24 protein-coding genes and 1 other RNA gene are annotated in these 26893 nt (G+C 65.8%); 14 read left to right on the top strand and 11 right to left on the bottom strand.

What is annotated here, in order from left to right; translation table 11 throughout:
• Positions 1-22: 22 nt before the first annotated feature.
• From lapB to gyrA, 10 genes are all read right to left on the bottom strand, one after another.
• Complete coding sequence (gene lapB, locus BM013_RS07040; protein WP_093124564.1) at positions 23-1192, bottom strand: lipopolysaccharide assembly protein LapB; 1170 nt, start codon at positions 1190-1192, stop codon at positions 23-25.
• Positions 1182-1517, bottom strand: coding sequence for a LapA family protein (locus BM013_RS07045; protein WP_093124567.1), 336 nt, complete (start codon positions 1515-1517; stop codon positions 1182-1184). The genes lapB and BM013_RS07045 overlap by 11 nt, the downstream gene beginning before the upstream one ends.
• Before the next feature lie 66 nt (positions 1518-1583).
• The gene (locus BM013_RS07050) at positions 1584-1910 is read right to left on the bottom strand and encodes an integration host factor subunit beta (protein ID WP_093124570.1); all 327 of its coding nucleotides are present in this window, start codon (positions 1908-1910) and stop codon (positions 1584-1586) included.
• Between the two features lie 71 nt (positions 1911-1981).
• A complete protein-coding gene (rpsA, locus tag BM013_RS07055; protein ID WP_081266812.1) occupies positions 1982-3670 on the bottom strand; it encodes a 30S ribosomal protein S1 in 1689 nt (562 codons plus the stop codon).
• Between the two features lie 241 nt (positions 3671-3911).
• Entirely contained in the window at positions 3912-5951 is a 2040-nt protein-coding gene (locus BM013_RS07060; RefSeq protein WP_093124572.1) for a bifunctional 3-phosphoshikimate 1-carboxyvinyltransferase/cytidylate kinase, read from the bottom strand.
• Between the two features lies 1 nt (position 5952).
• The gene (locus BM013_RS07065) at positions 5953-6843 is read right to left on the bottom strand and encodes a prephenate dehydrogenase (protein ID WP_093124574.1); all 891 of its coding nucleotides are present in this window, start codon (positions 6841-6843) and stop codon (positions 5953-5955) included.
• A gap of 19 nt (positions 6844-6862) precedes the next feature.
• On the bottom strand, positions 6863-7987 hold the full coding sequence (gene pheA, locus BM013_RS07070) for a prephenate dehydratase (RefSeq protein ID WP_093124577.1): 1125 nt from the start codon (positions 7985-7987) through the stop codon (positions 6863-6865).
• A 30-nt stretch (positions 7988-8017) separates the two neighbouring features.
• Entirely contained in the window at positions 8018-9085 is a 1068-nt protein-coding gene (gene serC, locus BM013_RS07075) for a 3-phosphoserine/phosphohydroxythreonine transaminase (protein WP_256221426.1), read from the bottom strand.
• A 73-nt stretch (positions 9086-9158) separates the two neighbouring features.
• On the bottom strand, positions 9159-9683 hold the full coding sequence (locus BM013_RS07080; protein WP_256219788.1) for a DUF2059 domain-containing protein: 525 nt from the start codon (positions 9681-9683) through the stop codon (positions 9159-9161).
• A 47-nt stretch (positions 9684-9730) separates the two neighbouring features.
• The gene (gene gyrA, locus BM013_RS07085; protein ID WP_093124584.1) at positions 9731-12376 is read right to left on the bottom strand and encodes a DNA gyrase subunit A; all 2646 of its coding nucleotides are present in this window, start codon (positions 12374-12376) and stop codon (positions 9731-9733) included.
• A gap of 224 nt (positions 12377-12600) precedes the next feature.
• Between gyrA and ompA the strand changes: the two genes are divergently transcribed.
• The 4 genes from ompA (at position 12601) to ssrA (ending at position 15179) form a co-directional block, all read left to right on the top strand.
• Positions 12601-13251, top strand: a complete 651-nt coding sequence (ompA, locus tag BM013_RS07090) for an outer membrane protein OmpA (RefSeq protein ID WP_093124587.1) — start codon at positions 12601-12603, stop codon at positions 13249-13251.
• Between the two features lie 128 nt (positions 13252-13379).
• Positions 13380-14117 carry a bifunctional 2-polyprenyl-6-hydroxyphenol methylase/3-demethylubiquinol 3-O-methyltransferase UbiG gene (gene ubiG / locus BM013_RS07095; RefSeq protein WP_093124589.1) on the top strand — a complete coding sequence of 246 codons (738 nt, stop codon included), beginning with the start codon at positions 13380-13382 and terminating at the stop codon, positions 14115-14117.
• Complete coding sequence (locus BM013_RS07100; RefSeq protein ID WP_177225429.1) at positions 14114-14782, top strand: HAD family hydrolase; 669 nt, start codon at positions 14114-14116, stop codon at positions 14780-14782. The genes ubiG and BM013_RS07100 overlap by 4 nt, the downstream gene beginning before the upstream one ends.
• 12 nt (positions 14783-14794) lie before the next feature.
• Positions 14795-15179, top strand: a transfer-messenger RNA (tmRNA) gene (ssrA, locus tag BM013_RS07105).
• Between the two features lie 435 nt (positions 15180-15614).
• Here the strand turns inward: ssrA and BM013_RS07115 are convergent.
• Positions 15615-15890, bottom strand: coding sequence for a hypothetical protein (locus BM013_RS07115; protein WP_093125210.1), 276 nt, complete (start codon positions 15888-15890; stop codon positions 15615-15617).
• Positions 15891-15940: 50 nt separating this feature from the next.
• On the opposite strand from BM013_RS07115, the gene BM013_RS07120 reads away from it, so the two are divergent.
• The 10 genes from BM013_RS07120 (at position 15941) to glnA (ending at position 26864) form a co-directional block, all read left to right on the top strand.
• On the top strand, positions 15941-16234 hold the full coding sequence (locus BM013_RS07120) for a hypothetical protein (RefSeq protein ID WP_093124594.1): 294 nt from the start codon (positions 15941-15943) through the stop codon (positions 16232-16234).
• A 217-nt stretch (positions 16235-16451) separates the two neighbouring features.
• Complete coding sequence (locus BM013_RS07125) at positions 16452-18059, top strand: class I SAM-dependent methyltransferase (RefSeq protein WP_093124596.1); 1608 nt, start codon at positions 16452-16454, stop codon at positions 18057-18059.
• Positions 18060-18136: 77 nt separating this feature from the next.
• The gene (ggt, locus tag BM013_RS07130) at positions 18137-19870 is read left to right on the top strand and encodes a gamma-glutamyltransferase (protein WP_093124599.1); all 1734 of its coding nucleotides are present in this window, start codon (positions 18137-18139) and stop codon (positions 19868-19870) included.
• Positions 19871-19931: 61 nt separating this feature from the next.
• The gene (locus tag BM013_RS07135) at positions 19932-20681 is read left to right on the top strand and encodes a pseudouridine synthase (RefSeq protein ID WP_093125212.1); all 750 of its coding nucleotides are present in this window, start codon (positions 19932-19934) and stop codon (positions 20679-20681) included.
• A gap of 82 nt (positions 20682-20763) precedes the next feature.
• On the top strand, positions 20764-21777 hold the full coding sequence (locus BM013_RS07140; RefSeq protein WP_093124601.1) for a YncE family protein: 1014 nt from the start codon (positions 20764-20766) through the stop codon (positions 21775-21777).
• Positions 21761-22573, top strand: coding sequence for a polysaccharide deacetylase family protein (locus tag BM013_RS07145; protein ID WP_093124603.1), 813 nt, complete (start codon positions 21761-21763; stop codon positions 22571-22573). Before BM013_RS07140 ends, BM013_RS07145 begins: the two co-directional genes overlap by 17 nt.
• Before the next feature lie 10 nt (positions 22574-22583).
• Positions 22584-23558 carry a sterol desaturase family protein gene (locus tag BM013_RS07150; protein WP_093124605.1) on the top strand — a complete coding sequence of 325 codons (975 nt, stop codon included), beginning with the start codon at positions 22584-22586 and terminating at the stop codon, positions 23556-23558.
• 50 nt (positions 23559-23608) lie between these two features.
• Complete coding sequence (locus BM013_RS07155) at positions 23609-24505, top strand: EI24 domain-containing protein (protein ID WP_093124607.1); 897 nt, start codon at positions 23609-23611, stop codon at positions 24503-24505.
• Positions 24502-25302: a competence/damage-inducible protein A gene (locus tag BM013_RS07160; RefSeq protein ID WP_177206360.1), complete on the top strand. Its 801-nt coding sequence runs from the start codon at positions 24502-24504 to the stop codon at positions 25300-25302. Before BM013_RS07155 ends, BM013_RS07160 begins: the two co-directional genes overlap by 4 nt.
• Before the next feature lie 146 nt (positions 25303-25448).
• Complete coding sequence (gene glnA, locus BM013_RS07165) at positions 25449-26864, top strand: type I glutamate--ammonia ligase (RefSeq protein WP_093124612.1); 1416 nt, start codon at positions 25449-25451, stop codon at positions 26862-26864.
• Positions 26865-26893 lie beyond the last annotated feature (29 nt).

The raw sequence follows: 26893 nt of genomic DNA on the forward strand, positions 1-26893 counted from the left end.
TGACCATTGTTCAAAACCGTGATCAAAGTTCCTCGACGCGGCGCGGCGGATAACTGTCCCAGGCCTGGCAGCCGGGGCAGTGCCAGAAGTACTGGTGCGCCTCGAAACCGCAGGCGGCGCAGCGGTAGCGCATGAGCGGCCGCGTGGCCTGGTCGAGCGCGCGTTGCACCTGCGGGTGGAACTGCTCGTGCTCGAAGCGCTCGCCCGCCAGCCAGCGCGAGGCGGCCACCAGCGAGGGCTGCTGCGCCAGGTGCGCGATGTAGCCGTCGCGCGGCGCGGGGTCCGGTGCCTCGGCGGTGGCGCTCGGCGTGCCGCCGAGGGCGATCATGGCCTCGAGCACGTCAATGGAGGGCGACTCGACGTAGCGCCGCTGCAGCAACGCGAGCGCGTCGGCTTCGCGGTGCGCGGCCACGGCGGCTTGCTGCAGCGTGGCGGCATACAGCGGCAGCGCCAGCGGTGCGGTGTCGCTCAGGGCCACGAGCGTGTCGAAGGCCGCGTTCGCGTCGCCGTTGCGCAGCTGCAGGTTGGCGGTGTCGATGGCGGGACGCGGTGCCTGCGGCGCCAGGTCGACCGCCGCCACCAGCAGCTTCGTGGCACCGGGCAGGTCGCCGGCGGCCACGCGTTCGGTGGCTTGTTCGCACAGGTGGTGCGCGCGTCGCGTGCTGTAGCTGGCCTGGTCGGACTCGTCGAGTTTTTGCGCCACGTCGGCGGCCTGCGCCCATTCGCGCGAGCGTTCGTAGATGGCCAGCAGCGACAGGCGGGCCTCGTTCTCGTAGCGCGTGCCTTCGAGCTTCTGCAGCGCGGCTTCGGCGCGGTCGAGCAGGCCTGCGCGCAGGAAGTCTTGCGCCAGTGCGTGCTGGGCGCGTTCGCGGTCGCTGCGGCTCAGGTCGCCGCGGCCCAGCAGGTGCTCGTGCACGCGCACCGCGCGCTGGTACTCGCCTCGGCGGCGAAACAGGTTGCCGAGCGCGAAGTGCAGCTCCTGCGTGTCGGGGTCGTTCTGCACGGCCTCGATGAACGCGTCGATGGCCTGGTCCTGCTGCTCGTTGAGCAGGAAGTTGAGGCCGCGGAAGTAGGCCTTGGGCGCCTGGCGGTTCTCCAGCCTGAGTTGCCGGATGTCGAAGCGCGATGCGAGCCAGCCCAGCACGAAGGCGACGGGCAGGCTGATCAGCAGCCAGCTGGGATCAAAGTCCATGTTGACGTACGGCGGGAAGGTCGGTGGCGGTGATGGACGGCGCCGCTGCGGTCGCAGGCGAGGCGGCCAACGGCACGGGTGGCTGGGCTTCGGTGGTGGCCGGCAGCTGCGCCGCGGCGGCGCGGTGTTTCCACCAGCCGGGCAGCATGCCCAGTGCACCGACGACAAGCCCGCCGGCAAAGGCCGCGAGCACCACGAGCACCAGCGGCGCGCGCCAGTAGGTGCCGAAGAAGAAGTACACGGTCGCGTCGTGCTGGTTGTTCAGCGCGAAAGCGAAGAGCGTAAAAAAAATGGCTGCCTTGAGCAGCCACAGGAGGTATTTCATGCACGTTCCCGTTGGCGGGACGATTCTACGTTTGCAGCCATCGGGGCAGCCTTGCCGTCCGTGCCGTCAGCCCTTGCGGGCCACGGCTTCCTTGCCGGCGTCGAGCTCCGCGGTCTTCGCGTCGACGGCTTCGCGCAGCGCCTTGCCGGGCTTGAAGTGCGGCACCCGCTTTTCGGGAATCTGCACGCTCTCGCCCGAACGCGGGTTGCGGCCGATTCGCGGCGGACGCCGGTTGACCGAGAAGCTGCCGAAGCCACGGATCTCGATGCGGTGTCCGCGCACCAGTGCGTCGCTCATCGCGTCGAGGATGGTCTTGACGGCGTATTCGGCGTCGCGGTGCGTGAGCTGTGCAAAACGCGCTGCGAGTTCTTCGACGAGGTCTGAGCGTGTCATAGGCCAAACAAAAACGTGGACGAAAAAAAAGACAGAGCGGCCCCAGGGCCTGCTCTGTCTTCGGACTCAGCTTACTTGTTGTCGCTGTTGTCGAGCTTGGCGCGCAGCAGGGCGCCCAGGCTCGTCGTGCCCGCGTTCTCGCGTGCCGACTGCTGGCTCAGGCTGGCCATGGCGCCTTGTTCGTCGACCATGTCCTTCTGCTTGATCGACAGCTGGATGTTGCGGGTCTTGCGATCCACATTCACGACGATGGCGGTGACTTCGTCGCCTTCCTTCAGCACGTTGCGGGCATCTTCCACGCGGTCGCGCGAGATTTCAGAAGCACGCAGGTAGCCGATGATGTCTTCGCCGAGGTCGATTTCCGCGCCGCGGGCGTCCACGGTCTTGACCTTGCCGGTCACGATCTGGCCCTTGTCGTTCACGGTGGTGAACGTGGTGAACGGGTCGCTGTCGAGTTGCTTGATGCCCAGCGAGATGCGCTCGCGGTCGACATCCACAGCCAGCACGATCGCTTCGACTTCCTGGCCCTTCTTGTAGTTGCGAACGGCGGTTTCGCCGGCTTCGTTCCACGAGAGGTCCGAGAGGTGAACCAGGCCGTCGATGCCGGCAGCCAGACCCACGAACACGCCGAAGTCGGTGATCGACTTGATCGGGCCCTTGACGCGGTCGCCACGCTTCGTGTTCTGAGCGAACTCTTGCCACGGGTTGGCCTTGCACTGCTTCATGCCCAGGCTGATGCGGCGCTTGTCTTCGTCGATTTCCAGGACCATGACTTCGACTTCGTCGCCCAGCGAGACGATCTTGTTCGGAGCGATGTTCTTGTTGGTCCAGTCCATTTCGGAGACGTGCACCAGGCCTTCGATGCCGGGTTCGAGTTCGACGAACGCGCCGTAGTCGGCAATGTTCGTGACCTTGCCGAACAGGCGGGTCGATTGCGGGTAGCGGCGCGAAACGCCCATCCACGGGTCGTCACCCATTTGCTTCAGACCCAGCGAGACGCGGTTCTTTTCGGTGTCGAACTTGAGGATCTTGGCGGTGATTTCCTGGCCGGCCTGAACGACTTCGCTCGGGTGGCGAACACGGCGCCATGCCATGTCGGTGATGTGCAGCAGGCCGTCGATGCCGCCGAGGTCCACGAACGCACCGTATTCGGTGATGTTCTTGACCACGCCGCGCACGACTGCGCCTTCCTTCAGCGTTTCCATCAGCTTGGCGCGTTCTTCGCCCATGCTGGCTTCGACCACGGCACGGCGCGACAGCACGACGTTGTTGCGCTTGCGGTCGAGCTTGATGACCTTGAATTCGAGGGTCTTGTTTTCGTACGGGGTCAGGTCCTTGATCGGACGCGTGTCGATCAGCGAGCCCGGCAGGAACGCGCGGATGCCGTTGACCAGGACGGTCAGGCCGCCCTTGACCTTGCCGCTGGTGGTGCCGGTGACGAAGTCGCCCGATTCCAGTGCCTTCTCCAGGGCGAGCCACGAAGCCAGACGCTTGGCGGTGTCGCGCGAGAGGATGGTGTCGCCGTAGCCGTTTTCAACGCTGCCGATGGCAACGGAAACGAAGTCGCCGGCCTGAACTTCGAGTTCGCCCTTGTCGTTCTTGAACTCTTCGATCGGCACATACGCTTCGGACTTCAGACCAGCGTTGACGACGACGTGGTTGTGTTCGACACGCACGACTTCGGCCGTGATGACCTCGCCGGTGCGCATTTCGGAACGCTTCAGGGACTCTTCGAACAGATCGGCAAAAGATTCAGACATTTATGGTTCCTTCCGTCAGGCAGGGTTGGCAGGCGCTCTTGCGAAATTGCGTGCGGCTGCTGTGGGTCTGTAGACGGCGGTTTGGTGGGCGTGAGCCCGGGTTCGTTGAACAACCAGCAGGCCGGTGCGCTGTCGCGCGAAGAGAGCCTGCTGGAGCGGTATGCACCCGCTGAACATCTTTGGATGTTCCGTCGGGCGCCAGCTTTTCAAGCGGACCTGAAAAGCTGTCACTTCCAACCGTTCAAGCTAGCTTGAACGGCTGAATTTCTTGCCACCAGTCCAACACCTGGTCGATCGATTGCTCGATGGAAAGCTGGGAGTTGTCGAGGTGGCGAGCATCCTGCGCCGGCTTCAGAGGGGCGACGCTGCGGGAAGAGTCCCGGGCGTCACGTGCTTCCAAGTCGGAGCGAAGACTGTCGAGTGTAGTCGAAATACCCTTTGAAATCAACTGCTTATGGCGCCGTTCGGCACGCTGCGCGGCGCTGGCCGTGAGGAACACCTTGAGGGTCGCGTCGGGGAAGATCACGGTGCCCATGTCGCGCCCGTCGGCCACCAGGCCGGGCAGTTCACGGAAGCGCTGCTGGAGTGCCAGGAGGGCCGCGCGCACGGCCGGCAGCGTGGAGACACGGGAGGCGTCCATGCCGGCGGCTTCGGTGCGGATGTCCTCGCTGACGTCCTCGCCGGCCAGCAGCACCTTGCCCTCGGTGAACTGCAGGGGCAGGGCGGCCGCCATGGCGGCGATCTGCGCTTCGTGCTGGGTTTCGGCCGTCAAGCCGGCGCGTCGCATCGCGAGGCCGGTCACGCGGTACAGCGAGCCCGAGTCGAGGTAGTGGTAGCCCAGCAGCCGCGCCACTTCTGCGGCCAGCGTGCCCTTGCCGGAGGCGGTCGGCCCGTCGATGCAGATCACCGGCACCACGGCGGCCTCGGCCACCGAGAACAGGGTTTCGAAGTAGTCGGGGAAGGTCTTGGCGACGCAGTGCGGATCGAGCATGCGCACCGGCACGCCGGCCGGATTGAACGCCGCCAGCGAGAAGCACATGGCCACGCGGTGGTCGTCGTAGGTGCGGATGCTGGCCGGGCGCCAGCCGGCCTGCGCCAGCGGGTGCACGCGGATGAAGTCGGGGCCGGCCTCGACGCTGGCGCCGAGCTTGCGCAGCTCGTTGGCCATGGCGTCGATGCGGTCGGTTTCCTTCACGCGCCAGCTCGCGATGTTGCGCAGCGTGGTCGGGCCGTCGGCATAGAGCGCCATCACGGCCAGCGTCATGGCGGCGTCGGGGATGTGGTTCGCGTCGACGTCGATGGCCTTCAGCGGCCAGGCGCCGCGGCGGATCTCGAGCCAGTTCGGGCCGCTGTCGACCAGCGCGCCCATCTGGCGGGCCGCGTCGATGAAGCGGATGTCGCCCTGGATCGAATCGGCGCCCACGCCTTCGATGCGGATGCCATTTTTGCCCAACACGCCCGTCGCTATTGCGCCCAGCGCTATGAAATAGCTAGCAGACGAGGCGTCGGCCTCGACGTGGATGTCGCCCGGTGAGCTGTAGCTGCTGCCGGCGGGAATGGTGAAGCGTTCCCAGCCGTCGCGCCGCACCTGGATGCCGAAGCGGGCCAGCAGGTTCAGCGTGATCTCGATGTAGGGCTTGGAGATCAGCTCGCCGACCACGTCGATCACGATGTCGCCGGCCGCCGCGAGCGGCAGCGCCAGCAGCAGCGCGGTGAGGAACTGGCTCGACACGTCGCCGCGCACGCGGATCGGGGTGTCGAGCATCAGCTCGCCGTGCGGCACGGGGTGGATGCGCAGTGGCGGGTAGCCAGGGTTGCCGAGGTAATCGATGCGGCAGCCGAGCTGGGTGAGCGCGTCCACCAGGTCGCCGATCGGGCGCTCGTGCATGCGCGGCACGCCGCTGAGCTCGAACTCGCCGCCCAGCAGCGACAGCGCCGCCGTCAGCGGCCGCATGGCCGTGCCGGCATTGCCCAGGAACAGCGCAAGCAGCGCCCCGCCGGGCTTCAGCTGGCCGCCGAGGCCGGTCACGCGCAGCGTGCTGCCGCCGGCCGCGTCGGTTGCATCGGTCGTGTCGCGCACCACGCCGCAGCCGAGTGCGCGCAGGGCGTCGAGCATCACGCGGGTGTCGTCGGAGTCGAGCAGGTCGTGGATGGTGGTGGTGCCGCTGGCCAGCGCGGCGAGCAGCAGCACGCGGTTGGAGATGCTCTTGGAGCCCGGCAGCCGGACCGTGCCGGCAGCGCCCGCGAGGGGCGGGAGGTCGAGGAAGGCTGTCGAGAACATGTCAGGCGTCCTGCTGCTGCGACGAGGTGTCGGTGGCCGGCTTCCAGCGTGCACGCGTCTTGCTGGCGGCCGCGATCGACTGCTCGATGGCCTGCATGTCGCCCGCCTTCAGGAGTGCCTCGAAGTCGTCCAGCGCCTTGCGAAAGGCCTGCGACTGTTGCAGCACCTGCTCGCGGTTGGCCATCAGCACGTCGCGCCACATGACCGGGTCGCTCGCGGCAATGCGCGAGAAGTCGCGAAAGCCGGGGCCGCCGAGGCTCAGGAAACGCTCGCCCAGCGGTTGCGCAGCCAGGCCGTTGATGTACGCGAAGGCCAGCAGGTGCGGCAGGTGGCTCACGGCGGCGAAGGCGCCGTCGTGCTCCTCGTGCGTCATGGTGATCACGTTGGCGCCGATACCGCTCCACACCTGCGAGGCGCGCTGCACGTTGGAGCGCAGCGTGGTCTTGACCGGCGTCAGCACGACCTGGCGGCCGGTGAAGAGAGACGCTTCGGCGTGCTCGATGCCCGACAGCTCCTTACCGGCGATCGGATGCGCTGGAACGAAGCTGGAGAACTGCTTTTGCAGCCCGTTGCGCGCCGCCTCGATCACGTCGCCCTTGGTCGACCCGACGTCCATCACCAGCGTGTCGGCCGAGATGCCGTGGCGGATGGCCTTGAAGGTGGCTTCCGATGCGGCCACCGGCACCGCCAGCAGCACGATGTCGGCGCCCGACACCGCCAGCAGCGCGGAAGGCGCGGCCACGTCGATCACGCCGAGCTGGCGCGCCCGTTCGGTGGTGGAGGGCGACTTGCTGTAGCCCACCACGCGTTTCACCAGCTTGGCGCGCTTGAGCGCGAGCGCGAAGGAGCCGCCCATCAGGCCGCAGCCGATCAGTCCCAGTTGTTCGAACATGCTTCTGCTTGCCTGCCGCTCAGGCCTTGACGGGGTAGGCGCCGAGCACCTTGTAGAACGCGCAGAGACCGCGCAGCTCGGCCAGCGCCGCGGCCACGTTGGGCTGCGAGGGGTGGCCGTCGAGGTCGATGTAGAAGTAGTACTCCCACTGGCCGGTGCGCGCGGGGCGCGACTCGAAGCGCGTCATCGACACGTTGTTGGCCTTCAGCGGCACCAGCAGGTCGTGCACGGCGCCGGGGCGGTTCGGCACCGAGACGATCAGGCTCGTGCAGTCGCGGCCCGAGGCCGGCGGCATGGCCAGCGTCTGCGGCAGGCAGATCACCGAGAAGCGGGTGCGGTTGTACGAGTCGTCCTGGATGGCATGCGCCACGATGTGCAGGCCGAAGCGGGTGGCAGCGCGTTCGCCGGCCAGCGCGGCCCAGGCCGGGTTGGTGGCCGCGAGGCGGGCGCCTTCGGCGTTGCTCGACACGGCGCGCCGCTCGGCGTTGGGCAGGTGCTTGGACAGCCAGGTCTGGCACTGGGCCAGCGCCTGCGGATGGGCCAGCACGGCCTCGACGCCTTCGAGCGAATTGCTGCTGCGCAGCAGGTGGTGGCGCACCAGCAGGCTGACTTCGCCGACGACGTGGGTGGGGGAGTGCAGGAACAGGTCGAGCGAGCGCGTCACCACGCCTTCGGTCGAGTTCTCGACGCCGACCACGCCGTACTGGGCGCTGCCCGCGGCGGTGGCGTGGAACACCTCGTCGAAGCTGGCGCAGTAGATCAGGTCGGCGGCGCCGCCGAAGTACTCGATGGCGGCCTGTTCGCAGAAGGTGCCTTCGGGGCCGAGCACGGCCACGCGTTGCGGCGACTCGAGCGCCAGGCAGGCCGACATGATCTCGCGCCAGATGGCCGCGACATGGAGGTCCTTGAGCGGACCGCCATTGCTCTTCTGCATCTTGTCGATGACCTGCGCCACGCGATCGGGGCGGAAGAACGGCGTGCCCTCGCGCTTCTTCACCTCGCCCACCAGTTCGGCCACGTGGGCCCGCTCGTTGAGCAGGCTCAGCAGTCGCTGGTCGAGCGAGTCGATCTGCACGCGCAGATCGGACAGGCTTTCGGATTTATCGGAAGGAGAAGAGGGTGGTGTGGGTGCGGAATCGGTCATCGGTGCGAGCAACTGAGCGGGGGCGCGCGACTAGGCGTGCGATCGCTCGAATTCTCGCATGTAGCCCACGAGGGCCTGCACCCCTTCCAGCGGCATGGCGTTGTAAATGCTGGCGCGCATGCCGCCGACCGACTTGTGGCCCTTGAGCTGGAGCAGCTCCGCCTTGCGTGCGCCCGCCAGGAAGGCCTCGTTGCGGCCCTCGTCGGCCAGGAAGAACGGCACGTTCATGCGCGAACGGCAGCTCGCATCGATGCGGTTGGCGTAGAAGTCGGAACCGTCGATGAAGTCGTACAGCAGCTTCGCCTTGGCGATGTTGCGCTGCTCCATGGCGGCCACGCCGGTGAACTCGCCTTCCTTTTGCTGCAACAGCCACTGGAAGGTGAGTCCGGCCATGTAGATGCCCCAGGTCGGCGGGGTGTTGTACATGGAGTTGTTGTCGGCCACGGTCTTGTAGTTGAACGCGCTCGGGCAGATCTCGAGTGCGCGTCCCAGCAGGTCGTCGCGCACGACCACGATGGTCAGGCCGGCGGGGCCGAGGTTCTTCTGGGCGCCGCCGAAGGCCAGGCCCACGCGCGACCAGTCGACGCTGCGCGAGGCGACGTGCGACGAGAAATCGATGACCAGCGGCGCGTCGCTTCCGAGCGCGGCCAGGTCGGGCAGTTGCTGGAACTCGATGCCGTTGATGGTCTCGTTGGTGCACACGTGCACGTACGAGGCATCCTTGGCAAGTTGCCAGGTCGAGGGATCGGGAAGCTTGGTGTGCTGGTCGTCGGCATTGCTCGCGGCCACGCGCGCCGTGCAATAGCGCTGCGCTTCCTTGTGCGACTTGATGCTCCAGCTGCCGGTGATGACGAAGTCGGCGGCGGTGCCGCGCGACAGGTTCAACGGCACGATGGCGTTTTCGCCCAGTCCGCCACCCTGCATGAACAGGATGTGGAAGTTCGAAGGGATGGCCAGCAGCGTGCGGATGTCGGCTTCGGCCTGGGTGCAGATCGCACCGAACTCCTTGCCGCGATGGCTCATTTCCATCACGCTCATGCCGCTGCCCTGCCAGTCGAGCATGTCGGCGGCGGCGCGTTGCAGCACCGCCTCCGGCATAGCAGCCGGACCGGCCGAGAAGTTGTAGGGGCGCTTGCCGGCCGGCGTCTGCTGCTGCTGGGTCACGTTGGTCTTACTTCTTGGCTGGTGCCTTGGCGGGAGCCTTGGCTGCGGGGGCTTCGGTGGGGGCGCCGAGTGCCTTGGCAACGTTCTCGTCGAGTGCGCGCATCTTGGGTTCGATGCTGGCGCGCGTGTCGGACACGAGCTTTTCCGTCAGTGCGGTCTGCATCTTCGGGTTCAGGTCCTGGTACTTCTTGCTCAGGGGCGAGTTGATCCAGGCCAGCAGTTGCTTGAGCTCGTCTTCGCTGAAGTTCTGCTCGAGCAGCGGGGTCAGTGCGCCAGGAGCCAGTTGAATGGCCTTGTCGCGAACGATCGGGTAGGCGTCGTCGAAGTACTTCTTCAGCTCTGCGTCGGCAGCCTTGGCGGCCGATTCACGCTTGGCTTCGGGCACTTGCGTCTGCAGGTACTGCGAACCCGCCTGTGCGATCGGAGCGCTCGACTGCTCGACCAGGCCGCGCGCCAGCGATTCGATGCCGGGGCGTTGGATGTCGATGAACTGCTTGATGAGCGCGGCCTTGTCCTGGGCCATTGCGGCCATGGAACTGCCAGCCAGGGCGACCGTCAGAAGTGCGAGTTTGATTTTTTTCACTGAGGATTCTCCGTTGAAGATGAGGATGCATCGTCCGCGTCCGGCTCAGATTCGCCGTTGGCGTCATTTTCGACAATGCGTTGAAGACCGCTGAGTTTGGCGCCTTCGTCGAGACCGATGAGCGTAACGCCTTGCGTTGCGCGACCCAGTTCGCGAATCTCGGCAACCCGGGTGCGCACGAGCACACCCTTGTCGGTGATGAGCATGATCTCATCATCGGCATGAACGAGAGTGGCAGCCACGACCTTGCCGTTGCGCTCACTCTGTTGAATCGCAATCATGCCCTTGGTTCCGCGGCCGTGACGCGTGTATTCGGTAATGCTTGTGCGCTTTCCGTAACCGTTTTCCGTGGCGGTGAGCACGCTTTGCAGCTCGTCCTCGGCCACCAGCATGGCGATCACGCCCTGTCCCGGGTCCAGCGACATGCCGCGCACGCCGCGTGCATTGCGCCCCAGCGGACGGACGTCTTCCTCGTCGAAACGCACGGCCTTGCCGCCGTCGCTGAAGAGCATCACGTCGTGCTTGCCGTCGGTCAGCGCGGCACCGATCAGGTAGTCGCCCTCGTCGAGGTTCACCGCAATGATGCCGCCCTTGCGCGGGTTGCTGAACTCGTCGAGCGCGGTCTTCTTGACGGTGCCCATCGAGGTCGCCATGAACACGTACTGGTCAGCCGGGAAGACGCGCTTTTCGCCGGTCAGCGCCAGCACGACGTTGATCTTCTCGCCTTCCTGCAGCGGGAACATGTTCACGATGGGGCGGCCGCGCGAACCGCGCGAGCCCGCCGGCACTTCCCACACCTTGAGCCAGTAGAGCCGGCCGCGGTTGGAGAAGCACAGGATGTAGTCGTGCGTGTTGGCAATGAAGAGCTGGTCGATCCAGTCGTCTTCCTTGGTGGCGGTGGCCTGCTTGCCGCGGCCGCCGCGCTTCTGCGCGCGGTACTCGCCCAGCGGCTGGCTCTTGATGTAGCCGCTGTGCGAGAGCGTCACCACCATGTCGGTCGGGGTGATCAGGTCTTCGGTCGAGAGGTCGTAGGCGCTGTGCTCCACCTGGCTGCGGCGCGCGCCCACCTTCGACTGGCCGAACTCCTGCTTGATGGTGCCGAGCTCGTCGCCAATGATGGTCGAGACGCGCTCGGGCTTGGCCAGGATGTCGAGCAGGTCGTCGATCTCTGCCATGACGTCCTTGTACTCGGCAACGATCTTGTCCTGCTCGAGGCCGGTGAGGCGCTGCAGACGCATCTGCAGGATTTCCTGGGCTTGCGTTTCCGACAGGCGATAGAGGCCGTCGCCGCCCATGCCGTATTCGCGCTCGAGGCCTTCGGGACGGTAGTCGTCCGCGTTGATCACGCCGCCGTCGGCGCGCGAGCGCGTGAGCATTTCGCGCACCAGCTTGCTGTCCCAGCTGCGCGTCATGAGCTCGGCCTTGGCCACGGGCGGCGTGGGCGACTCGCGGATGATGCGGATGAACTCGTCGATGTTGGCCAGCGCCACCGCCAGGCCTTCGAGCACGTGGCCGCGTTCGCGGGCCTTGCGCAGCGTGAAGACGGTGCGGCGCGTGACCACTTCGCGGCGGTGCTGCAGGAAGACCTGGATCAGGTCCTTCAGGTTGCACAGCTTGGGCTGGCCGTCGACCAGCGCCACCATGTTGATGCCGAAGGTGTCCTGCAGCTGCGTCTGCTTGTACAGGTTGTTGAGCACCACCTCGGGCACTTCGCCGCGCTTGAGCTCGATCACCAGGCGCATGCCCGACTTGTCGGACTCGTCCTGGATGTGGCTGATGCCTTCGATCTTCTTCTCGTGCACCAGCTCGGCCATGCGCTCCTGCAGCGTCTTCTTGTTGACCTGGTAGGGGAGCTCGTCGACGATGATCGCCTGGCGCTGGCCGCGGTCGATGTCCTCGAAGTGGCACTTGGCGCGCATCACGACCTTGCCGCGGCCGGTGCGGTAGCCGTCCTTCACGCCGTTGATGCCATAGATGATGCCGGCGGTGGGGAAGTCGGGCGCGGGCACGATCTCCATCAGCTCGTCGATGCTGGCTTCGGGGTTGCGCAGCAGGTGGAGGCAGGCGTCCACCACTTCATTGAGGTTGTGCGGCGGAATATTGGTGGCCATGCCGACCGCAATACCGCCGGAGCCATTGACCAGCAAATTCGGCAGCTGGCTCGGCAGGACCTTGGGCTCTTTTTCGGAGCCGTCGTAATTGTCCTGAAAGTCGACAGTTTCCTTGTCGATATCGGCCAGCATTTCGTGCGCGATTTTCGCCAGCCGGATTTCCGTATAACGCATTGCGGCCGCGTTGTCTCCATCGACCGACCCGAAGTTGCCCTGGCCGTCCACCAGCATGTGGCGCATCGAGAAGTCCTGGGCCAGCCGCACGATGGTGTCGTAGACCGACTGGTCGCCGTGGGGGTGGTACTTACCGATGACGTCGCCGACGATACGGGCCGATTTCTTGTACGGCCGGTTCCAGTCGTTGTTGAGCTCGTGCATCGCGTAGAGCACGCGGCGGTGTACCGGCTTGAGGCCGTCACGGGCATCGGGAAGCGCTCGGCCCACGATCACGCTCATCGCGTAATCGAGATAGCTGCTGCGCATTTCCTCTTCGAGACTGATGGGCAGGGTTTCTTTTGCGAAGGAGGTCATGAGCAAGGGGCTGGCGGCAGGAACCCGAAATTTTACGCTGTGAGGGGTGTCGCACCGCCGCAACACAAGGCGCCTATTCCGCCTCCGTCCTACGTTTCCCGAGTGTCCAGCGGCCTGTTTGCCAAAGACCCTATGGCACAATCGCCTCAACGTTTTGGGTGGTGGTCACTTAAAGCGTCCTTGATTCGCAGCGCGGCTGCGGCTTTTTCCCCAAGAGGAGAACCATGAAGAAACTGAATAAAGTGGCGATGATGTTTGCAGTCGCTGCGCTCGCCACTGCCGCCGGCGCGCAGACCCGTGTCACCGCTGCGGACGGCGGTCCTACGATCGACAACTGGCAAAACGGCACCGGCGAACTGGTCTGGAAGAACGGCACGAATGAACTGTGCTGGCGCGATGCCAACTGGACGCCTGCTACGGCTGCCGCTGGTTGCGACGGTGCTCTGGTTCCTGCTGCTCCGGCCGCTGTTGCTCCGACCCCTGGCGTTCCGGTTGCTCCGGCCGCACCGCAAGTCGCCGCCAACAAGGTGACCTTCGCTGCTGACGCCTTCTTCGACTTCGACAAGTCGGTTCTGAAGCCTGAAGGTCGCGCCAAGCTGACCGATCTGGTCGAGAAGATCCGTGGTGTGAACCTCGAAGTCATCATCGCTGTGGGCCACACCGACTCGATCGGTACGGACGCCTACAACCAGCGTCTGTCGGTGCGTCGCGCCGAAGCCGTCAAGGCCTTCCTGGTCTCGAAGGGCATCGAACGCAACCGCGTCTACACCGAAGGCAAGGGCGAGAAGCAGCCAGTGGCTGACAACCGCACCAAGGAAGGCCGCGCCAAGAACCGTCGCGTGGAAATCGAAGTGGTTGGCACCCGCGCCAACTGATCGATCGATTCCATCGACCATGAAAACCCCGCTCAGGCGGGGTTTTTTTATGGCCGTCGAATTGGCGATTGGCCTTTGCCAAAGTCCATCCGGCGTTTATCGGACATTGCTCGTTTCATAATCTGTGCATGACAGAAAACGTGAATGCCGATCCGGCCGAACTGGCCAAGTTTTCAGAACTCGCGCACCGCTGGTGGGATTTGGAGAGCGAATTCCGCCCGCTGCATGAAATCAATCCTTTGCGACTGGAATGGATTGACGGTATTGCGCCTATTTCGCAGCGCCGTGTGCTCGATATCGGCTGCGGTGGCGGCATCCTGGCCGATTCGATGGCGCGCAAGGGCGCCGACGTGCTGGGCATCGACCTCGCCGGCAAGGCGCTCAAGGTCGCGCAACTGCATGCGCTTGAGGCAGGTACGCGCGGCGTGAAGTACCAAGAGATCAGCGCCGAGGCGCTGGCCGCCGAGCAGCCGGGCAGTTTCGACGTGGTCACCTGCATGGAAATGCTGGAGCACGTGCCGCAGCCGGCCTCGGTCATCCAGGCCTGCGCCACGCTCGTGAAGCCCGGCGGTTGGGTGTTTTTCTCGACCATCAATCGCAGCCTGAAGTCCTTCATGCTGGCCATCGTGGGCGCCGAGTACGTGCTGGGCATGCTGCCGCGCGGCACGCATGAATATGCAAAGCTCATTCGCCCCAGCGAACTGGCCGGCTATTGCCGTGCTGCCAGCCTGGACCTGCGGCACACCCGCGGCATGGAGCACAACCCGTTGACCCGGCGGTACTGGCTCAGCGGCGATACCAGCGTCAACTACATGTTCGCCACGCAGAAGCCCGCGGAGCCAACAAAGCAGGAATCGCAAGGATGATGGGCGCCGAGACCAAAGCCGTGCTGTTCGACCTGGACGGCACGCTGATCGACAGCGCCCCCGATCTCGGTGCCGCGGCCGACAAGATGCGCACCGATCGCGGCCTTGCGTCGTACCCGCTGGAGCGCTATCGACCCATGGCCGGCGCCGGCGCGCGAGGCATGCTCGGCGTGGCCTTCGGCATCACGCCCGAGTCGCCGGAGTTCGAGGTGCTGCGCGAAGAGTTCTTCGTGACTTACGAGCGCCGCATGCTGCTCAACACGCAGGTGTTCGAGGGCATCCAGGTGCTGATCGAGACGCTGCGGGAGCAGGGGTTGCTGTGGGGCGTCGTCACGAACAAGTCGATGCGCTTCACCGATCCGCTGACGCGCGCGATCCCGCTGTTCGCCAGCGCGGGCGCGGTGGTGAGCGGCGACACCACGCCCTTCGCGAAACCCCACCCGGAGCCGCTGCACGAGGCCGCTCGCCGGCTCGGCGTGGCGTCCGAGGCGTGCATCTACGTCGGCGACGACGAGCGAGACATCATTGCGGGCCGCGCCGCGGGCATGAAAACGGTCGCCGCCACCTATGGCTACATGGGTTCCCAGGCCGACGCGACGCTCTGGAACGCAGATGCTTCAATCTCTTCACCTCTTGAGCTCTTGAAGTTGCTCAATAGCGCCTAAAATAGGTCGCTTGGGGCTGCACTGGTTTCGACGTGGGTTCGGAATCGCAGCGGGGCATGTCGAGCTGAATGCGCTCGTAAAACAGATTCAAACAAACTAACTGCAAACGACGAACGTTTCGCACTCGCTGCTTAATTGCCAGTGAGCCTTGCAACAGTTGGCCGATGGGCTGGGCAAGGGGGTCTGGAGCAATCCTGACCTCCCGGCTGCAAGGATAATTACATGGGCTGGCTCCGATCCGGGTACCTTGGGTCGGGGCAAGAAAATAGGGTGCTGGCGTCCGGTGTAGCGTGTGACTGCGCGATTCCGGAAGCGAGACTTAAATCAGATCACTAAACATGTAGAACTGCGCGATGAAGGCTTGCGGACGGGGGTTCAAATCCCCCCAGCTCCACCACTATCTCGGACGGTTGACGTCAGCTGCAAACGCTGGCGCTTGACCTGAAACTCGGACCCTGCCGCGAACCGCTGGCAGGGTCTTTTTTCGTTTCTCTGTTCCATGCCGCGGCGATAAGGTACGTCAGAGTCGCCCGTACCGGGCCATTCCTTGGCTCAGGGCGAGCTTTGGCCCCATCGGGCGCTGCGCAGTGCCCGGAGATTGCGGCTCAGCAGTTCTTCAGTTGCACTGGAACAGGACACCCTGTTCCGCAGGCGCCTTGCCAAGCCATCGCGGTGACTTGCTTCTTGCGTCGCAGTAGTCCGAGGCCTGTACGTAGGTCATGGCGCGCAGGACGCCTTCGCGCACCTGTGTCACTTCGTTGGGGGGAGTCGAGCAGCCGGCCAGGACCAGGAGGGCAAGCGGAAGCAGTGTGCGCCAATTCATCGGGGCATTCTAAGACCGGGCATCGTTCGAACTGCGCTGGCGGCCCGGGTAGAGATACTTGAAGTAGTGCCCCGAATTGCCGAACAGCCGCCCTGCGAGCAGCACCGGATCCTCATGCCTGTGCTTCTCGTAGAGCACCGGTCCCCAGATGATGAAGCCGTCGATGCTCAGGCTTCCTGGCGCCGGCTCGATCGCCTTCCACGCGTGAGCGAATTTCGAGATCCAGGCCAGCGCTTCCTTGAGCGCAAGGTTGGGTGGCGCAGTGGTTTCCTCGGCTTCGGGCATGGCGAACATCCTTATTGAAAGACTGTACAAATATACAGTAAACTGGGCGCATGGAAAAAATGCCCGCCACGCTCTGGATCGCTGCCTGCGCGCACCGGCTGCAGCAGCGCTGGCACACGGTGGATGTGCTCGAACTCGAAGAAGTCGCGCGCGACCTGTGGCGCGACGACCGGTTGCGCGCCATGTGGCCCGAAGAGGCCGCCGCCGACTGGCTGCGGCCCATCACCTCCAGCAGTTCCACCACCACTTGCGGCACCACTTCGGTCGCTAATTGCACCACCGCCTCGAATTTCTCCTTGACGGGTAAGCCGTCCCCCGCTGGTCAACCTGTGCGGGGGCCTTGACGCGCGCCACGCCGATAGGCTTTTGAAGCCCAGCCACACGGCTGGGCTTTTTTTTGCCTTGCACGCGGCTGTCCTTCGCTGCCCCGCACGGCCCCGCTTTTTTTTGCCCGGACGCAACGCTATAGTCGGCCAGCGCTGTCACGTTGCACTCGCTGCAAGCATCTGCCGCTACACAAGGCAAGGCGTCTTGCCTGCCAGATCCCGAACAAGGACACCCGTGCCGGATTCCCTGACCTCCACGTTGACCCGTTACTACGACGAGGTGCCCTACGAGTCGCACCCGTTCCCTCAGTCGGCGATGGAGCACCTGGAAGCGCTGGCCTACCTCTTCGGACTCGACGCTCCCGACCCATCCAAAGCCCGCGTGCTCGAGCTTGGATGTGCCGCAGGCGGCAACCTGATTCCTTTTGCGGCGCGCCACCCCGAAGCCCGTGCCGTCGGTGTCGACCTGTCGCCGGTGCAGGTGGCGCAGGGCGTGGCGGCCATCGAGCGCGCGGGGCTGTCGAACATCGAGCTCAAGGTCTTCGACATTTCGCAGATCGACGCCTCGTTCGGCCAGTTTGACTACATCGTCTGCCATGGCGTGTACAGCTGGGTGCCCGGCCCGGTACAGGAGGCGATCCTGCGCATCTGCGCGCAGAACCTCGCGCACAACGGGGTGGCCTACGTGAGCTACAACGTCTACCCGGGCTGGAAGGCGCGCGAGATCGTGCGCGACGCCATGATCCTGCGCGGCGGCCCGCGCGACACGCCCGAGGAAAAGCTCTCCTATGCGCGCGGCATGCTCGAATTTCTCGAGCAGTCGGCCCGCGCCGACAGCGTGCTGAAGAAGACGCTCGACGAGACCATGCCGATCGTGCGCAGCGCCAACAGCGCCTACCTGCTGCACGAGTTCCTCGAGCCCTGCAACGCGCCGTGCTACTTCAAGGAGTTCGTCGCGCGCGCCGATGCGCAGGGCCTGGCCTATCTGTGCGACGCCGAGCCCTCGACCATGTTCGTGCAGAACTACGGCGAGAAGGTGCACGGCCCGCTGCTGCGCGAGTGCGGCGGCAGCCAGATCCTCATGGAGCAGTACCTCGACTTCCTGGTCAATCGCACCTTCCGCCAGACGGTGCTGGTGAAGCAGGCGAATGCCGCCGGCATCCGCTACCGGCTCGATCCGGCACGCATCCGCGAGCTCGAGTTCGCGGGCCTGTTCTCCGCCGAAGGCGGCGGCGCGCTGACGCTCGACGCGCGCGAGCAGCCTTGCCATGCCATCCGCGGCCTCAAGGTCACGCTGCGGCTGCCGGTGCACAAGGCCGTGGCCGGCCTGCTCGAAGCGAACTACCCCGCATCGATGTCGCCGCGGGCGTTGATCGAAGGCGCGTCGAAGCTCACGGACCAGCCCTCGGCCGCCGTCGAGCCCGTGGTGATGGCCATGCTGGAGGAACTGCTGATCCTCGGCGCCTTGCGCATCCGCCGCACGCCGGTGCCCGCGGTCGCCGCGGTGTCCGAGCAGCCCCGTGCCTTGCCTGCCGTGCGCTCGTCTTCCGCCTTGCGCGCAGGGGCAGGGCACAGCGCGGGCGAGGCCTTCAGCATCTGCAACCAGTGGCATGAGTCGGTCGTGCTGTCGCTGCTCGAGCGCAGCCTGCTGCCGCTGCTGGACGGCACGCATTCGCACGAGGCGCTCGCCGAGCATCTCGAGGGCGAAGTGCGCAGCGACCGCCTGCGCTTCGTGAAGGACGACAAGCCGCTGACCGAGCCGTCGGCGGTGAAGGAGTTTTCTCGCCAGCAGGTCGCGCTGGCACTGGCGAGCCTGCGGCGCAAGGCGCTGCTCACGGCCTGAACTTCAAGGCTCTCAAGCCCTTCCAGACGACATCCCCGCACCCGATTCTTCATCGCACCCACAGAGGAGACTTTTACATGCAACAAATCCAATGGACACCCAAGCTGAGCACCGCCGTGGCGGCGGTGCTCGCGCTGGCCGCCGGCGCGTCGAATGCCGCGTCGCAGGCGCCGGTCGCGGCCGAGCACGGCATGGTCGTGAGCGCGCAGCACCTGGCCAGCAAGGTCGGCGTCGACGTGCTCAAGCGCGGCGGCAATGCCGTCGACGCGGCCGTGGCCGTAGGCTATGCGCTGGCGGTGGTGTACCCCGCCGCGGGCAACCTCGGCGGCGGCGGCTTCATGACCGTGCAGCTGGCCGACGGGCGCAAGACCTTCCTCGACTTCCGCGAGAAGGCACCGCTGGCCGCCACGGCCAACATGTACCTCGACAAGGACGGCAACGTCGTCAAGGGCCTGAGCACCAACGGCCACCTGGCCGTGGGCGTGCCCGGCTCGGTCTCGGGCATGGAATACGCACGCGAGAAGTACGGCACCATGAAGCGCGCCGACCTCATCGCGCCCTCGATCCAGCTGGCCGAAAAGGGCTTCGCGCTGGAGCAGGGCGACATCGACATGCTGTGGACCTCCACCGCCGACTTCCAGAAGGACGCCGTCTCCGGCGCCATCTTCCTGAACAAGGGCGAGCCCTTCCAGGTCGGCCAGAAGCTGGTGCAGAAAGACCTCGGCAAGACGCTGCGCACCATCAGCAAGAACGGCCCCGACGGCTTCTACAAGGGCTGGGTGGGCGATGCCATCGTGGCGTCGAGCCAGGCCGGCAAGGGCATCATCACGCAGGCCGACCTCGACCAGTACAAGACGCGCGAACTCGCGCCGGTGGAGTGCGACTACCGCGGCTACCGCGTGGTGTCGGCACCGCCGCCCAGCTCGGGCGGCGTGATCATCTGCGAGATGCTCAACATCCTCGAGGGCTATCCGCTCAAGGACCTGGGCTTTCGCTCGGCCCAGTCGGTGCACTACCAGATCGAAGCCATGCGCCACGCCTACGTGGACCGCAACAGCTACCTGGGCGACCCCGACTTCGTGAAGAACCCGCTCGACCGCCTGCTCGACAAGGGCTATGCCGAGAAGATCCGCGCGGCCATCGACCCGAAGAAGGCCGGCGTCTCCAAGGACATCAAGCCCGGCGTGGCGCCGCATGAAGGCAGCAACACCACCCACTACTCGATCACCGACCAGTGGGGCAATGCCGTCTCCGTGACCTACACGCTGAACGACTGGTTCGGCGCCAAGGTCACGGCCGCCAAGACCGGCGTGCTGCTGAACAACGAGATGGACGACTTCACCTCGAAGATCGGCGTGCCCAACATGTACGGCCTGGTGCAGGGCGAGGCCAACGCCATCGCCCCGGGCAAGCGCCCGCTGAGCTCGATGAGCCCGACCATCGTCTCCAAGGACGGCAAGCCGGTGTTCGTGGTCGGCACGCCGGGCGGCAGCCGCATCATCACGGCCGTGCTGCACACCATCCTGAATGTGGTCGACTACGGCATGAACGTGCAGGAAGCCGTCGACGCGCCGCGTTTCCACCAGCAATGGCTGCCAGATGTCACCAACGTCGAGACCTTCGCGATCAGCCCCGACACGCGCAAGATCCTGACCGACATGGGCCACAACCTCGGTGTGCCGCAACCGGCCAACCACCTGGCGGCCATCATCGTGGGCGCACCCGCGCTGGGCGGCAAGCCGGTGGGCAACAACCGCTTCTACGGCGCCAACGACCCGCGCCGCAACACCGGCCTGGCGGCAGGCTACTGATCCTGCGGCACACTAGAAGGCGGTCGGGCCCTTGGCGGCGCGGCCGTTTTTTTCATTTCCCATGCATCTGCAAGACATCCTCTATACCCAGGGCTTCGGCACGCGCCGCGTGTGCGCGGGCCTTGCCCAGCAGGGCCACGTGACCATCGACGGCCAGGCCGTGACCGACCCGTTCGCCGACCTCGACCCCGAAGGCCTGCTCTACACCGTGCAGGGCACGCCGTGGGCGTACCACGAGAAGGCCTACCTGATGCTGCACAAGCCGGCCGGCACCGAGTGCTCGCAGAAGCCCTCGACCTACCCGAGCATCTACACGCTGCTGCCGTCGCCGCTGCGGCTGCGGCCCAACAAGGGCGCGGTGCAGGGCGTGCAGGCCATCGGCCGGCTCGACCAGGACACCACCGGGCTGCTGCTGCTGACCGACGACGGCCAGTTCATCCACAAGATGGGCTCGCCCAAGCACCACGTGCCCAAGGTCTATGAGGTGACGGCCAAGCACCCCATCGACGAGGCGCAGATCGCCAAGCTGCTGGCCGGCGTGGTGCTCGACGACGACCCCAAGCCCGTGCGCGCGGCCGCCTGCGAGTCCGACAGCCCGCTGCACCTGCGGCTCACGCTGACCGAGGGCAAGTACCACCAGGTCAAGCGCATGCTGGCCGCGGTCGGCAACCGGGTCGAAGGGCTGCACCGCTCGCGCATCGGCGACCTGGCGCTGCCGGCCGAGCTGGCGCCGGGACAGTGGCGCTGGCTGACCGCCGACGAGGTGGCGGGCCTGCGGGCCCCTGCCAAACCCGCCAAACCCCCTAAATAAGCGCGAGAAAGAGCCCCCGGATGGTCAGCCAGTCTTAAGGCTCGACCGTTAATCTCGCCAAGCTCTCTCCCGGAACCTCCCCTTGCGACTTTCTGCCCGACCGAACGGCCGCCTTGCGGCCTTCCTGCTTGCCTGTTTTGCGGCCTTTTCGGTACATGCGACGGCCGCCGCCGCCGCCCCGGCCGAACCCCCTCCGATCTTCGTGCTCAACTCGCTGGACGCCAGCGTGAGCGTGATCAACCCGGTCGACTGGACCGAAAAGCAGCGCATCGCCACCGGCAAGGAGCCGCACCACCTCTACATGACGCCCGACGAGAAGTCGGTCATCGTGGCCAATTCGGCGGGCGACTCGCTGACCTTCCTGAACCCCAAGACGGCCGAAGTGCAGCGCGTGGTCTACGGCATCATCGATCCGTACCAGCTGCAGTTCTCGCGCGACATGAAGTGGTTCGTCACGGCGGGCAACCGCCTGAACCACGTCGACGTGTACCGTTGGGACGGCAAGGACCTGAAGCTGGCCAAGCGCATCGCCACCGGCAAGACGCCCAGCCACATCTGGATCGACAACACCAGCACCATCGCCTACGTGACCATGCAGGACAGCGACGAGATGATCGCCGTCGACCTGCCCACGCAGACCGTGAAGTGGCGCACCGCCACCGGCCCGATGCCGGCGGACATCTTCGGCACGCACAACGACAAGACCCTGCTGGTCGGCCTGACCGGCGGCGACGGCGTGCAGGTGTACGACGTGGCCGGCGCCGAGCCCAAGCTGGTCGGCAAGATTCCCACCGGCAAGGGCGCCCACGCCTTCCGCTCGGCCGGCGACGGCAAGACGGTGTTCGTGAGCAACCGCGTGGCCAACACCATCAGCCGCATCGACCTGGGCACGCTCAGGGTGGTGGCCAACTACGCCGTGCCCGGCGGCCCCGACTGCATGGACGTGTCGGCCGACGGCAAGACGCTGTACGTGACCTCGCGCTGGGCCAAGAAGCTCACGGTGGTGGACCTCGTGACCCAGAAGGTCGTGCGCCAGGTCAACGTCGGCCGTTCGCCGCACGGCGTCTGGACCCTGGACCATGGCAAGCGCACGTAAGATCGCCGGCGCGGCGCTCGCGCTGCTGCTGGCTGGCAGCGTCATGCCCGCCGCCTGGGCGGCGCAGGGCGCGGCCAGCTGCGAAAAGCCGGTCTACCTGACCCTCGACACCGGCCACATGGGCATCGCCCCGCTGGTGGCCGACGTGCTCAAGCGCCAGAACGTGCGCGTCACCTTCTTTGCCGCCGCCGAGCGCACCCAGACCGACGGCGACAGCCTCGACGACCATTGGGCCGCCTGGTGGAAGGCGAGGGCGGCCGAAGGCAACGAGTTCGGCTCGCACACCTACGACCACGCCTACTGGCGCGCCGACGTCAAGGGCACGCCGCCGAGCTTTCGCATCAAGCCGTCGGCCGGGCCGCAGGACGGCAAGGAATCGACCTGGACCGCGGCCGAGTACTGCGCCAACATCCGCAAGTCGTCCGACCGGCTGGCCGCCATCACCGGCAAGAAGCCGCTGCCGCTGTACCGCGCGCCGGGCGGCAAGACCTCTCCCGCGCTGCTGGCCGCCGCCGAGGGCTGCGGCTACAAGTACGTCGGCTGGGCGCCTGCTGGTTTCCTCGGCGACGAACTGCCGAGCGAGAAGTTCAGCAACGCCAGGCTGCTCACGCAGGCACTCGACACCATCCGCCCCGGCGACATCCTGCTCGCGCACCTGGGCATCTGGTCGCGCAAGGACCCGTGGGCGCCGGCCAACCTCGAGCCGCTGATCGTCGGCCTCAAGGCCAAGGGCTTCTGCTTCGAGACCCTGCGCCAGCACCCCGATTTCCGCGCCTGGATCGCATCCCATCCCTGAGGCTTGTGTCGTGATCGACTGGTTGACGGACATCTTTTCGGCCATGCAAGGCTGGTTCTTCGAAACCGTGGTGCAGCCGCTGGTCTTCGCGGTGGGCCTGGGCGGCTGGACCGAGGACGCCTTCGACGCCACCGGCTGGCTGCTGGTCGGCGCCATCCAGATCGTGGTGCTGATCGCGGTCATCGGCCCGCTGCAGCGCTGGCGCTCGGTGGAGCCGGTGGTCGACCGGCACGCCATCCGCATCGACGTGCTCTACACGCTGATCCACCGGCTCGGCCTGTTCCGGCTGGCCATCTTCTTCACGCTGCAGCCCTTCTTCGACGACGCCATGGGCGGCCTGCGCACGGCGGGGTGGGGCACTTTCCACCTCGACGAGGTGTGGCCCGGCGTGACCGACGTGCCGGTGTTCGCGTTTGCCATCTACCTGGTGGTGCTCGACTTCGTCGGCTACTGGATCCACCGCGGCCAGCACCAGTTCAACTGGTGGTGGGGGCTGCATTCGCTGCACCACTCGCAGCGCCAGATGACCATGTGGAGCGACGACCGCAACCACCTGCTGGACGACATCGTGCACGACACGCTGATCGTGGTCGTGGCGCAGCTCATCGGCGTGGCGCCGGGGCAGTTCATCGCCTTCGTCGCGTTCACGCAGCTCAGCGAGAGCCTGCAACACGCCAACCTGCGGCTGAGCTTCGGTGCCCTTGGCGAGCGGCTGTGGATCAGCCCGCGCTTCCATCGGCTGCACCACAGCATCGGCCTGGGCCACGAGTCGAACGGCAAGAGCACGCTCGGCGGCCACAACTTCGGCGTGCTGCTGCCGTGGTGGGACATGATGTTCGGCACCGCCAACTTCGAGAACCGCTACGACCCCACGGGCATCCGCGACCAGGTCGAACCCGGCGGCGACGGCCGCGTGCGCGAGTACGGGCGCGGCTTCTGGGCGCAGCAGTGGCTCGGCCTGAAGCGAATGGTCGGTCGCGGCTGAGGGGCTCCGGCCCCTGACAGCCTCGCCCGAGGCGTTATCCTCGCTGCCTCATGCGCCTGCTCCTCGACTCCTTCTGGCGCGCGGTCGCGTATTGCATGCTGCCGCGCGTGATCGTGCTGTCGCTCCTGCCGTTGGGCCTGATGGTGGTGCTGGCCGCCGGGCTCGGGTACTTCTTCTGGGATGGCGCGGTGGCCTGGACGCACGGCGCACTCGACGCCTGGCCGCTGCTCTCGAGCTTCTGGGCCTGGATCGGCCGGCTGTTCTCCGGCGATATCACCGGCGTGCTCGCGCCGATGGTCGTGGTGCTGGCGGCCACGCCGCTGATCGTGGTGATCTGCCTGCTCATCGTGGCCGGCTTCATGGCGCCGGCGCTCACCAAGCTGGTGGCCGAACGGCGCTTTCCCTCGCTCGAGCAGAAGAAGGGCGCCTCTTTCTTCGGCAGTGTGATGCGCTCGCTCGGCGTCACCGTGCTGGCACTGGTTGCGCTGGTGGTGTCGATGCCGCTGTGGCTCATTCCGCCGCTGGTGCTCATTCTTCCGCCGCTGATCTGGGGCTGGCTCACCTACCGCGTGATGAGCTTCGACGCGCTGGCCGAGCACGCCAACCCCGAGGAGCGCGCCGCGCTGATTCGCGCGCACCGCGTGCCGCTCTTGTGCGTCGGCGTGCTGTGCGGCTACCTGGGCGCCGCGCCGAGCATCGTCTGGGCGTCGGGGTTGCTGTTTGCCGCCGCCTTCTTCGTGCTGGTGCCGATCGCCATCTGGATCTACACACTGGTCTTCGCCTTCTCGGCGCTCTGGTTCGCCCACTACTGCCTCGACGCGCTCGCGCAACTGCGCGCGCAGCGCGCGGCGGCCGCGGCGTCGGGCGCGACCGGCATGCCGGCCCTGGAGGCCGCGCAGACCGCGCAAGCCAACCGGGCCGCTCTTTCTCAATGGGGTTCACCATGACACGCGCATTCGGTCTCATCGTCGTCGGCGACGAGATTCTTTCCGGCAAGCGGGCCGACAAGCACATGGCCAAGGTCATCGAGCTGCTCGCCGCGCGCGGCCTGCAGCTGAGCTGGGCCGAGTACGTCGGCGACGAGCCGGCGCGCATCACCGCCGCGCTCGCCCGCGCCTTCGCCTCGGGCGACATCGTCTTCTCGACCGGCGGCATCGGCGCCACGCCCGACGACCATACCCGCCAGTGCGCGGCCAAGGCGCTGGGCGTGCCACTCGCGCTGCACCCCGAGGCCGAGCTGCTGATCCGCGAGCGCATGCAGGACACGGCGCGCGAGCAGGGCGTGCCCTACGAGCCCGACCGGTCGGACAACGTGCACCGGCTCAACATGGGCGTGTTTCCGCAGGGCGCCGCGCTCATCCACAACCCGTACAACAAGATCCCCGGCTTCAGCGTCGGCGACGTGCATTTCGTGCCGGGTTTCCCGGTCATGGCCTGGCCGATGGTCGAGTCCGTGCTCGACGGCCGCTACGCCGATCTTTTCACCCGAAACGCGGTCGCCGAGAAGTCCGTGATCGTTTTCGGTGCCATGGAGGCCACCCTGACCCCGCTGATGCAGGCCATCGAAGACCAGCACGCCGGCATCAAGGTGTTCAGCCTGCCGAGCGTCGATCACCCCGAATATGGCCGTCATATCGAGCTGGGCGTGAAGGGCGACCCCGGCCGGCTCGATGCGGCCTATGCGCAGCTGATCGAAGGCCTGCACGGTTTCGATGCGAAGCTTGGCCCTGAATTGGTGCGTTAATTTCAATCGCACCAAAATAGGGAATTACTGCCTTTATTTGGGGTTTGCAGTGTTCACCAAAGCCTCATCGCCTGAGGTGACAATGGCACAGAAACTGCATCCCTCGTCCCCGTATTCCTAACCACCATCCAACTCAGGAGAAACTGATGGCAAAGACCGTCGCCGATGTACTCAAGCTCGTCAAGGAAAACGAGGTCAAGTTCGTCGACTTCCGCTTCACCGACACCCGCGGCAAAGAGCAGCACGTGACCGTGCCCGTGTCTCATTTCGATGAAGACAAATTCACCTCGGGCCACGCATTCGACGGCTCGTCCATCGCCGGCTGGAAGGGGATCGAAGCTTCGGACATGCAGCTCATGCCCGACCCGAATACCGCGAACATCGATCCGTTCTTCGAAGAGACGACGATGATCCTGACCTGCGACGTCATCGACCCCGCCGACGGCAAGGCCTACGAGCGCGACCCGCGTTCGCTCGCCAAGCGCGCGGAAGCCTACATGAAGGCTTCGGGCCTGGGCGACACCGCTTTCTTCGGTCCGGAACCCGAATTCTTCGTGTTCGACGGCGTTCGCTGGAAGAACGACATGTCGGGCTGCTTCGTGAAGATCGACTCCGAAGAAGCCTCGTGGAACACCGACAAGGAATACGAACACGGCAACACCGGCCATCGTCCGGCGGTCAAGGGCGGCTACTTCCCGGTTCCTCCGGTCGACAGCTTCCAGGACATGCGTTCGGAAATGTGCCTGGTGCTCGAATCGCTCGGCATCCCGGTCGAAGTGCATCACCATGAAGTGGCCAACGCCGGCCAGATGGAACTCGGCACCAAGTTCAGCACGCTGGTCCAGCGCGCCGACTGGGTCCAGTTGCAGAAGTACGTGATCCACAACGTGGCCCACGCCTACGGCAAGACCGCCACCTTCATGCCCAAGCCCATCGTCGGCGACAACGGCTCCGGCATGCACGTGCACCAGTCGGTCTGGAAGGACGGCAAGAACCTGTTCGCAGGCGACGGCTACGCCGGCCTGAGCGACTTCGCTCTGCACTACATCGGCGGCATCATCAAGCACGCACGTGCCCTGAACGCCATCACGAACCCCGGCACCAACAGCTACAAGCGCCTGGTCCCCGGCTTCGAAGCCCCGGTGAAGCTGGCCTACTCGGCCAAGAACCGCTCGGCCTCGATCCGCATTCCGTTCGTGGCCAACCCCAAGGGCCGCCGCGTCGAAGCGCGCTTCCCCGATCCGCTGATGAACCCGTACCTGGGCTTCGCCGCGCTGCTGATGGCCGGCCTCGACGGCGTGGAAAACAAGATCCATCCGGGCGAAGCCGCCAGCAAGGACCTGTACCACCTGCCGCCGGAAGAAGACGCGCTGATCCCGACCGTGTGCCACAGCCTCGACCAGGCCCTGGAATACCTGGACAAGGACCGTGCGTTCCTGACCAAGGGCGGCGTGTTCACCGATGCCTACATCGACGCGTACATCGAACTGAAGATGCAGGAAGTCACGCGCTTCCGCATGGCGACGCACCCCGTCGAGTTCGACATGTACTACTCGCTGTAATCGCCACGGCGACGCAGCCATTCCCCTCG

The organism is Variovorax sp. OK605 (assembly GCF_900115445.1).
GTDB lineage: Bacteria > Pseudomonadota > Gammaproteobacteria > Burkholderiales > Burkholderiaceae_C > Variovorax.

Excerpts from the sequence above, each read along its gene's own strand:
- BM013_RS07160 (WP_177206360.1), top strand. The coding sequence starts at position 24,502 with ATGACACGCGCATTCGGTCTCATCGTCGTCGGCGACGAGATTCTTTCC.
- ompA (WP_093124587.1), top strand. The coding sequence starts at position 12,601 with ATGAAGAAACTGAATAAAGTGGCGATGATGTTTGCAGTCGCTGCGCTC.
- BM013_RS07145 (WP_093124603.1), top strand. The coding sequence starts at position 21,761 with ATGGCAAGCGCACGTAAGATCGCCGGCGCGGCGCTCGCGCTGCTGCTG.
- pheA (WP_093124577.1), bottom strand. The coding sequence starts at position 7,987 with ATGACCGATTCCGCACCCACACCACCCTCTTCTCCTTCCGATAAATCC.
- BM013_RS07155 (WP_093124607.1), top strand. The coding sequence starts at position 23,609 with ATGCGCCTGCTCCTCGACTCCTTCTGGCGCGCGGTCGCGTATTGCATG.
- glnA (WP_093124612.1), top strand. The coding sequence starts at position 25,449 with ATGGCAAAGACCGTCGCCGATGTACTCAAGCTCGTCAAGGAAAACGAG.
- BM013_RS07060 (WP_093124572.1), bottom strand. The coding sequence starts at position 5,951 with ATGTTCTCGACAGCCTTCCTCGACCTCCCGCCCCTCGCGGGCGCTGCC.
- BM013_RS07080 (WP_256219788.1), bottom strand. The coding sequence starts at position 9,683 with ATGGCCGCAATGGCCCAGGACAAGGCCGCGCTCATCAAGCAGTTCATC.
- gyrA (WP_093124584.1), bottom strand. The coding sequence starts at position 12,376 with ATGACCTCCTTCGCAAAAGAAACCCTGCCCATCAGTCTCGAAGAGGAA.
- BM013_RS07065 (WP_093124574.1), bottom strand. The coding sequence starts at position 6,843 with ATGTTCGAACAACTGGGACTGATCGGCTGCGGCCTGATGGGCGGCTCC.
- BM013_RS07120 (WP_093124594.1), top strand. The coding sequence starts at position 15,941 with ATGGAAAAAATGCCCGCCACGCTCTGGATCGCTGCCTGCGCGCACCGG.
- rpsA (WP_081266812.1), bottom strand. The coding sequence starts at position 3,670 with ATGTCTGAATCTTTTGCCGATCTGTTCGAAGAGTCCCTGAAGCGTTCC.
- ubiG (WP_093124589.1), top strand. The coding sequence starts at position 13,380 with ATGACAGAAAACGTGAATGCCGATCCGGCCGAACTGGCCAAGTTTTCA.
- serC (WP_256221426.1), bottom strand. The coding sequence starts at position 9,085 with ATGCCGGAGGCGGTGCTGCAACGCGCCGCCGCCGACATGCTCGACTGG.
- BM013_RS07050 (WP_093124570.1), bottom strand. The coding sequence starts at position 1,910 with ATGACACGCTCAGACCTCGTCGAAGAACTCGCAGCGCGTTTTGCACAG.
- BM013_RS07115 (WP_093125210.1), bottom strand. The coding sequence starts at position 15,890 with ATGCCCGAAGCCGAGGAAACCACTGCGCCACCCAACCTTGCGCTCAAG.
- BM013_RS07045 (WP_093124567.1), bottom strand. The coding sequence starts at position 1,517 with ATGAAATACCTCCTGTGGCTGCTCAAGGCAGCCATTTTTTTTACGCTC.
- ggt (WP_093124599.1), top strand. The coding sequence starts at position 18,137 with ATGCAACAAATCCAATGGACACCCAAGCTGAGCACCGCCGTGGCGGCG.
- lapB (WP_093124564.1), bottom strand. The coding sequence starts at position 1,192 with ATGGACTTTGATCCCAGCTGGCTGCTGATCAGCCTGCCCGTCGCCTTC.
- BM013_RS07100 (WP_177225429.1), top strand. The coding sequence starts at position 14,114 with ATGATGGGCGCCGAGACCAAAGCCGTGCTGTTCGACCTGGACGGCACG.
- BM013_RS07135 (WP_093125212.1), top strand. The coding sequence starts at position 19,932 with ATGCATCTGCAAGACATCCTCTATACCCAGGGCTTCGGCACGCGCCGC.